This is a genomic window from Parvibaculum sp. (genome assembly GCF_035511255.1).
Classification (GTDB): domain Bacteria; phylum Pseudomonadota; class Alphaproteobacteria; order Parvibaculales; family Parvibaculaceae; genus Parvibaculum.
Window position 1 is genome coordinate 1 of record NZ_DATKFR010000218.1, and the last position, 7,105, is coordinate 7,105.

Below are 7,105 nucleotides of genomic sequence, written 5' to 3' on the forward strand. Positions count from 1 at the left end.
TTAGAACCGCTTCAGTATCCGTTCGAGGAATTCCCCAATGACCTACCGCGCCCCCGTCCGTGACATGGCTTTCGTGCTCAATGAAGTGGCGGGGCTCGGGTCGCTGGCGGGCAAGGGCGCCTTTGCGGAGCTGACGCCCGATCTCATCGAGGCCGTGCTCGAAGAGGGGGCGAAGCTTGCGGGCGATGTGCTGGCGCCGCTCAACAAGACGGGCGACGAGGAGGGCGTCCGGCTTGAGGCCGATGGCGTCAGGACGCCCAAGGGCTTTGCCGATGCCTATCGCCGCTGGGTCGAGGGCGGCTGGGGCAGTCTTTCGGCCGCGCCCGAATTCGGCGGACAGGGCCTGCCGCTCGCGCTCTCGACCGCGATGCAGGAAATGTGGAATTCGGCCAATATCGCTTTCGGTCTCTGCCCGATCCTGAGTCAGGGCGCCGTCGAGGCGATTGCGGCGCATGGCACCGACGAACAGAAGCGCCTCTATCTGCCGAAGCTCGTCTCGGGCGAGTGGACCGGGACCATGAACCTGACCGAGCCGCAGGCGGGCTCGGACCTCAATGCGCTGAAGGCGAAGGCCGTGCCGCAGGGCGACGGCACCTATCGCATCACCGGCACCAAGATCTTCATCACTTATGGCGATCACGACATGGCGGAGAATATCGTCCATCTCGTGCTTGCGCGTCTGCCGGACGCGCCGGCGGGCACGAAGGGCATCTCACTCTTTCTCGTGCCGAAGTTCTTCGTCAACGAGGACGGGTCGCTGGGCGCCCGCAACGACGCGAAATGCGTCGGCCTGGAAGAGAAACTCGGCATTCACGGCAGCCCCACCTGCGTCATGTCTTATGGCGACGAGGGCGGCGCCGTCGGCACTCTGATCGGGCAGGAGAACAAGGGCCTCGCCTGCATGTTCACGATGATGAACAATGCGCGGCTTCTGGTCGGTACGCAGGGCGTCGCGGTGGCCGAGCGGGCGTATCAGCATGCGCTCGCCTATGCGACGGAGCGCAAACAGGGACGCCCGACCGGCTCGACGCTGGCGCCGGGCGAGATGGCGCCTATCGTCGTCCATCCCGATGTGCGCCGCATGCTTCTCACCATGAAGGCGATGACGGAGGCCGCGCGCGGCATCTGCTACGCGAATGCGGTGGCGATCGACCGGGCGCATCATGGCGAGACCGCGGAAGAGCGCGCGGCGGGTCAGGCGCGGGCGGACCTCCTGACGCCGATCGCGAAAAGCTTCTCGACCGACATCGGTTGCGAGGTCGCCTCCATCGGCGTGCAGATTCACGGCGGCATGGGCTTCATCGAGGAGACGGGCGCGGCGCAGTATTACCGCGACGCGCGCATCCTGCCGATCTACGAGGGCACCAACGGCATTCAGGCGATCGACCTCGTCGCGCGCAAGCTGCCGCTCGGCAATGGCGCGGTGGTGAAAGGGTTCATCGCCGAGATGCGCGAGACGGCGGAACGGGCGCGGACGTCGAACCGGCAGGATCTTTCCGCCATCGGCGATGCGCTCGACAAGGGGCTCGATACGCTCGACACGGCAACGGACTGGATGCTGGCGCGCTTGAAATCGGCGCATGACGATTGCCTCGCGGGCGCCTCGCCCTATCTGCGGCTCTTCGGCACGGTCGCGGGCGGGCATTTCCTCGCGCTCGGCGCGCTCGCCTCGGTGCGGACCGAAGGCGACGCCTTTCTCGACGCGCGGCTGCAGACGGCGCGCTTCTATGCGGCGCAGCAATTGCCGCTGGCGGCGGGGCTTCTCGCGCCCGCAACGGCGGGTGCGGAGACGCTTTTCGTGCTCGACGCGGACGGTCTCGCGGACTGAACTTTCCCCAGCGTTTGCCTCATAAATCCTCGCTGGTTTGACCTCCGCTCCCGAGGCGCATATCAACCTTGGGTGGAGAGTTCATATGTCTGACATATCACTGGCCGAGCCCGTCGAAAGCGCCTTGCGGTATCCGCTGGCGCGCATTCCGGAGCCCGGCGAAATGATGGAAGCGGCGCCCGGCATCTACTGGGTGCGGATGCCGCTGCCGTTTCAACTCAACCACATCAACCTCTGGCTGCTCGAAGAGGATGACGGCTGGACGGTCGTCGATACAGGCGTCGCCAATGACGAGGTGATGGGCCTCTGGCGTCAGGTCTTCGCCAGCGGGCTCAAGGGCAAGCCGATCACGCGGCTCGTCGTCACGCATCTCCATCCGGATCATATCGGTCTCGCGGGCTGGTTCACGCGCGAATGGGGCATCGAGCTTCAGATGTCGCGCACGGATTTTCTGCTCTGCCGCACGCTGGTGCTCGATACGGGCCGCGAGGCGCCGCAGGCCGCGCTCGATTTCTATCGCGCGGCGGGGTTCAGCGAGCGCGGCATCGAAAGCTACCGCAAGCGCTTCGGCGGCTTCGGGTCCAACGTCTCGCCGATGCCCGACATATTCCGCAGGCTGAAGGCCGGCGACGAGATGACGATCGGTGGCCGCCGCTGGAAGGTCGTCATCGGTTCGGGACATGCGCCGGAGCATGTCTGCCTCTATTGCGAAGAATCCAAGATCCTCATTTCCGGCGACCAGGTGCTGCCGCGCATTTCATCCAATGTCAGCGTGCATCCGACGGAAGCTTACGAGAATCCGCTGCAGGACTGGCTCGAAAGCTGCCATCGCATCCGGGCGACGCTGCCCGACGATCTGCTGGTGCTGCCCGCGCATAACGAGCCCTTTTACGGGCTCCATGCGCGGATGACGCAGCTCATCGCCGGCCACGAGGAGGGCTTGTCGAAACTTCACGATCTCCTCGCCGAACCGAAACGCGCCATCGACGTCTTCCCGGCGCTCTTCAAGCGCAAGATCGGACCTGAAGTCTTCTTCATGGCGACGGGCGAGAGCATCGCGCATCTGAACTGCCTGATCGGACGGAAACAGGCCGTGGTGACGCGCGACGAGAAGGGCGTGGACTGGTACCGGCGGGCCTAGTTGGCGCGGTGGCGTAGGAAATTTCCGCTCGAACTACCCAAGCCGACGGCGGCGGGTGCTCGCCGGTGATATGCTGCTCCATCATCTGCGGCATGGATTCATTATGGAAACTCTTCTCGTCACGCATGCGGCCTGTTTCGACCATGAGACACCGCCAGGCCATCCCGAGTGCCCGGACCGGCTCAGGGCGGTGCTGGGCGCTCTGGAGGCCGAGGAATTCGCGCTGCTGCAACGGGTCGAGGCGCCGCGCGCCTCCGTCGAGGCGATCGAGCGGGTTCATCCGCCCATTCATGTCGAGACGATCATGAACGGGGCGCCGGTCGAGGGCTTTCGCCGCGTCGATGCCGATACGGCGCTGTCGCCCGGCTCGGTGGAAGCGGCGCTCCGGGCCGCCGGGGCCGTTACCTTCGCGGTCGACGAGGTGATGGCCGGCCGCGTGCGCAACGCCTTCTGTGCGATCCGCCCGCCGGGGCATCATGCGGAGCCCGACCAGGCGATGGGGTTCTGCCTCTTCAATAATGTCGCCATCGGCGCGCTGCATGCCCGCGAGGCGCATGGGCTGACGCGCATCGCCGTCGTCGATTTCGACGTGCATCACGGCAACGGCACGCAGGCGTCCTTCGAGACGGATCCGAACCTCTTTTACGCCTCGACGCATCAATGGCCGCTTTATCCGGGAACGGGCCGGGCGAGCGAGCACGGCCTCGGCAACATCCTCAACAAGACATTGCCGCCGGGGGCCGGGTCCACTGAGTTCCGCGAGGCTTTCACCGATGCGATCCTGCCGGCGCTGGAGCAATTCCAGCCGGAATTTCTCTTCATTTCGGCGGGCTTCGATGCGCATGCCGCCGATCCGCTCGCCAATCTGCGGCTGACGGAGGATGATTACGCCTGGGTGACGACGGAGCTGGTGCAGCTTGCCAACACGTTCTGCAATGGCCGCGTTGTCTCGACGCTCGAGGGCGGGTATGACTTGGCCGCGCTTGCTTCGAGCGCCCGCGCGCATGTGCGGGCGCTGCAGCTTGCGGCCTGAGTGAAGGAGAGAGACATGGCGGCGGCGACATCGGACATCGACAAGCTGAGCTTCGAGGAAGCGCTGGCGCAGCTCGAAAAGATCGTGAGCCAGCTTGAATCGGGCGAGGCGCCGCTCGAGAGGTCGATCGAACTTTACGAGCGCGGTACGGCGCTCAAGGCCCATTGCGAGGCGCGGCTGAAGGCGGCCGAAGCGAAGGTCGAGAAGATCACGCTTTCGGCAGGCGGCGAGCCTGTCGGCACCGAACCTCTCGACGTCGAATAGCTCGATGGCCCAATCCTCCGACAGCGCGGCGACGTCGCTTTTCGAGCAGACGATGGTGAGCGCGACGGCGAAAGTCGAAGCGGCGCTCGGCCAGTTCCTGCCGCGCGCGGAAGGGCCCGAGAGCCGGCTCTTCGAGGCGATGCGCTACGCGATCTTCGCCGGCGGCAAGCGCTTCCGGCCGTTTCTGGTCTGCGAAAGCGCGAAGCTTTTCGACGTGCGCAGCGAGTCGGCGCTTCGGGCGGCTGCCGCCGTCGAATGCGTCCATACCTATTCGCTCGTCCATGACGATCTGCCTTGCATGGACGATGACGACCTCCGTCGGGGCCAGCCGACCGTGCACAGGAAATTCGACGAGGCGACGGCGGTGCTGGCCGGCGATGCGCTGCTGACGCTCGCATTCGATCTTCTTGCCGATCCCGAGACCCACGAGCGCGCCCGCGTCCGGATCGAGCTTGTCCGCCGTCTGGCTGAAGCGGCGGGCGGGCACGGCATGGTCGGCGGCCAGATGATCGACCTCGCCAGCGAGGGCGTCACGCTCGATATCGGTTCGATCACGCGGCTGCAGCGGCTGAAAACCGGGGCGCTGATCGCCTTTGCCTGCGAAGCGGGCGCCGTGCTCGGCCGCGCTTCGGACGAGGCGCTGCATGCGCTCCACGCCTATGCCCATGACATGGGGCTCGCCTACCAGATCGCGGACGATCTGCTGGACGCCGAGGGGGATGCGGCCATTGTCGGCAAGGCGACCCACAAGGACGCCGAGGCCGGCAAGGCGACCTTCGTTTCGATCCTGGGAGCCGAACGGGCCCGCGCCCAGGCCAGAATGCTCTCGGATCAGGCGATCCAACATCTTGATTTGTTTGATGAAAAAGCGGACCTTTTGCGTGAGGCGGCGCGGTTCGTTATAAACCGCCGCAACTGAGCCTCCGGATGATCCGGACGGCAGCGGCTGCGGCCGAGGATAGTCTTGAGCAACAGTTCCAAAACGCCTCTTCTCGACGGCATTAAAATTCCTGCTGATTTGCGCGCATTGCCGGAGTCCGAGCTTCGTCAGGTGGCGGATGAGCTGCGCGCGGAGACCATCGACGCCGTGTCGGTGACGGGCGGGCATCTGGGCGCGGGGCTCGGCGTGGTCGAGCTGACCGTCGCGCTTCATTACGTCTTCAACACGCCGGACGACCGCCTGATCTGGGATGTCGGCCATCAGGCCTATCCGCACAAGATCCTGACCGGCCGCCGCGACCGCATCCGCACCTTGCGGCAGGGCGGCGGGCTGTCGGGCTTCACCAAGCGGGCCGAGAGCGACTACGACCCCTTCGGTGCGGCGCATTCCTCGACGTCGATTTCGGCGGGCCTCGGCATGGCCGTCGCGCGCGATCTGAAGGGCGGCAGGAACAACGTCATCGCGGTGATCGGCGACGGCGCGATGTCGGCGGGCATGGCCTATGAAGCCATGAACAATGCCGGCTCGATGGACAGCCGGCTCATCATCATTCTCAACGACAACGACATGTCGATCGCGCCGCCCGTCGGCGGCATGAGCGCCTATCTTGCGCGGCTGATCTCCGGCGGCGCCTATCTCTCCATGCGCCACCTCGCGAAGGAAATCGCGCAGATGTTTCCCAAGCGCATCGAGGAAAGCGCGCGGCGCGCGGAAGAATATGCGCGCGGCATGGCGACCGGCGGCACGCTCTTCGAGGAACTGGGCCTCTACTATGTCGGCCCCATCGACGGGCACAATCTCGATCACCTGCTGCCCGTGCTGAAAAATGTGCGCGATGCGGGCCATGGGCCGATCCTCGTCCATGTCGTGACGCAGAAGGGCAAGGGCTATGGCCCCGCCGAAGCCGCCGAGGACAAGTATCACGGCGTCTCCAAGTTCGACGTCATCACCGGCACGCAGGCCAAGGCCATCGCCAATGCGCCGAGCTATACGAAAGTCTTCGGCGAAAGCCTGATCGCGCATGCCGGGAAGGACGACAAGATCGTCGCCATCACGGCCGCGATGCCGGGTGGCACGGGCGTCGATATGTTCGCCGAGCATTTTCCGACGCGGACTTTCGATGTCGGGATCGCCGAGCAGCATGCCGTGACGTTCGCGGCGGGGCTTGCGACCGAAGGCTTCAAGCCCTTCTGCGCCATCTATTCGACGTTCCTGCAGCGCGCCTATGACCAGGTCGTGCATGACGTTGCGATCCAGCGTCTGCCCGTGCGCTTCGCGCTCGACCGCGCCGGCCTTGTCGGCGCCGACGGGCCGACGCATGCGGGCGCTTTCGACATTGCCTATCTCGCCTGCCTGCCGGATTTCGTCATCATGGCGCCGTCGGACGAGGCGGAACTCAAACACATGGTCGCGACGGCGGTCGAGATCGACGACAGGCCGTCCGCCTTCCGCTATCCGCGCGGCGAGGGCGTCGGCGTCGATATGCCGGCGATCGGAACGCCGCTCGAAATCGGCAGGGGCCGCATCATCCGCGAGGGTACGAAGGTCGCGATCCTCTCGCTCGGCACGCGTCTTGCCGAAGCGTTGAAGGCGGCGGAACAGCTTTCGGCGCTCGGTCTTTCGACGACGGTTGCCGACGCGCGCTTCGCCAAGCCGATCGACGAGGCGCTGGTGGCGCGGCTTGCCCGCGAGCATGAAGTGCTGATCACGGTGGAAGAAGGTTCGGTCGGCGGCTTCGGCAGCCACGTTCTCGATTTTCTCGCCCGTTCCGGCGCGCTCGATCGCGGGCTCAAGGTGCGACCGCTCGCCTTCCCGGATGTGTTTATCGATCACGACAAGCCGGAAAAGATGTATGAGGTCGCGGGCCTCAATGCGCCGTCGATTGTCGAAACGGCGCTC

At 65.5% G+C, this 7,105-nt stretch carries 6 protein-coding genes; all 6 read left to right on the plus strand.

Features of this window, described 5'->3' with window-relative positions; translation table 11 throughout:
• The first annotated feature begins 37 nt into the window (after positions 1 to 37).
• Positions 38 to 1,828, plus strand: a complete 1,791-nt coding sequence (locus VMR03_RS08615; protein ID WP_325404227.1) for an acyl-CoA dehydrogenase family protein — start codon at positions 38 to 40, stop codon at positions 1,826 to 1,828.
• Positions 1,829 to 1,913: 85 nt separating this feature from the next.
• Positions 1,914 to 2,969 carry an MBL fold metallo-hydrolase gene (locus VMR03_RS08620; protein WP_325404229.1) on the plus strand — a complete coding sequence of 352 codons (1,056 nt, stop codon included), beginning with the start codon at positions 1,914 to 1,916 and terminating at the stop codon, positions 2,967 to 2,969.
• A gap of 103 nt (positions 2,970 to 3,072) precedes the next feature.
• The gene (locus tag VMR03_RS08625; RefSeq protein ID WP_325404231.1) at positions 3,073 to 4,002 is read left to right on the plus strand and encodes a histone deacetylase family protein; all 930 of its coding nucleotides are present in this window, start codon (positions 3,073 to 3,075) and stop codon (positions 4,000 to 4,002) included.
• Between the two features lie 15 nt (positions 4,003 to 4,017).
• Positions 4,018 to 4,266, plus strand: a complete 249-nt coding sequence (locus VMR03_RS08630) for an exodeoxyribonuclease VII small subunit (RefSeq protein WP_325404233.1) — start codon at positions 4,018 to 4,020, stop codon at positions 4,264 to 4,266.
• 4 nt (positions 4,267 to 4,270) lie between these two features.
• On the plus strand, positions 4,271 to 5,185 hold the full coding sequence (locus VMR03_RS08635) for a farnesyl diphosphate synthase (RefSeq protein WP_325404235.1): 915 nt from the start codon (positions 4,271 to 4,273) through the stop codon (positions 5,183 to 5,185).
• 45 nt (positions 5,186 to 5,230) lie between these two features.
• The coding region (gene dxs, locus VMR03_RS08640) for a 1-deoxy-D-xylulose-5-phosphate synthase (protein ID WP_325404237.1) at positions 5,231 to 7,105 on the plus strand (1,875 nt) is incomplete at its 3' end.

Bases quoted from the DNA above. Each gene is read 5' to 3' on its own strand.
- VMR03_RS08620 (WP_325404229.1), top strand. From the start codon at position 1,914: ATGTCTGACATATCACTGGCCGAGCCCGTCGAAAGCGCCTTGCGGTAT.
- VMR03_RS08630 (WP_325404233.1), top strand. From the start codon at position 4,018: ATGGCGGCGGCGACATCGGACATCGACAAGCTGAGCTTCGAGGAAGCG.
- VMR03_RS08625 (WP_325404231.1), top strand. From the start codon at position 3,073: ATGGAAACTCTTCTCGTCACGCATGCGGCCTGTTTCGACCATGAGACA.
- VMR03_RS08615 (WP_325404227.1), top strand. From the start codon at position 38: ATGACCTACCGCGCCCCCGTCCGTGACATGGCTTTCGTGCTCAATGAA.
- VMR03_RS08635 (WP_325404235.1), top strand. From the start codon at position 4,271: ATGGCCCAATCCTCCGACAGCGCGGCGACGTCGCTTTTCGAGCAGACG.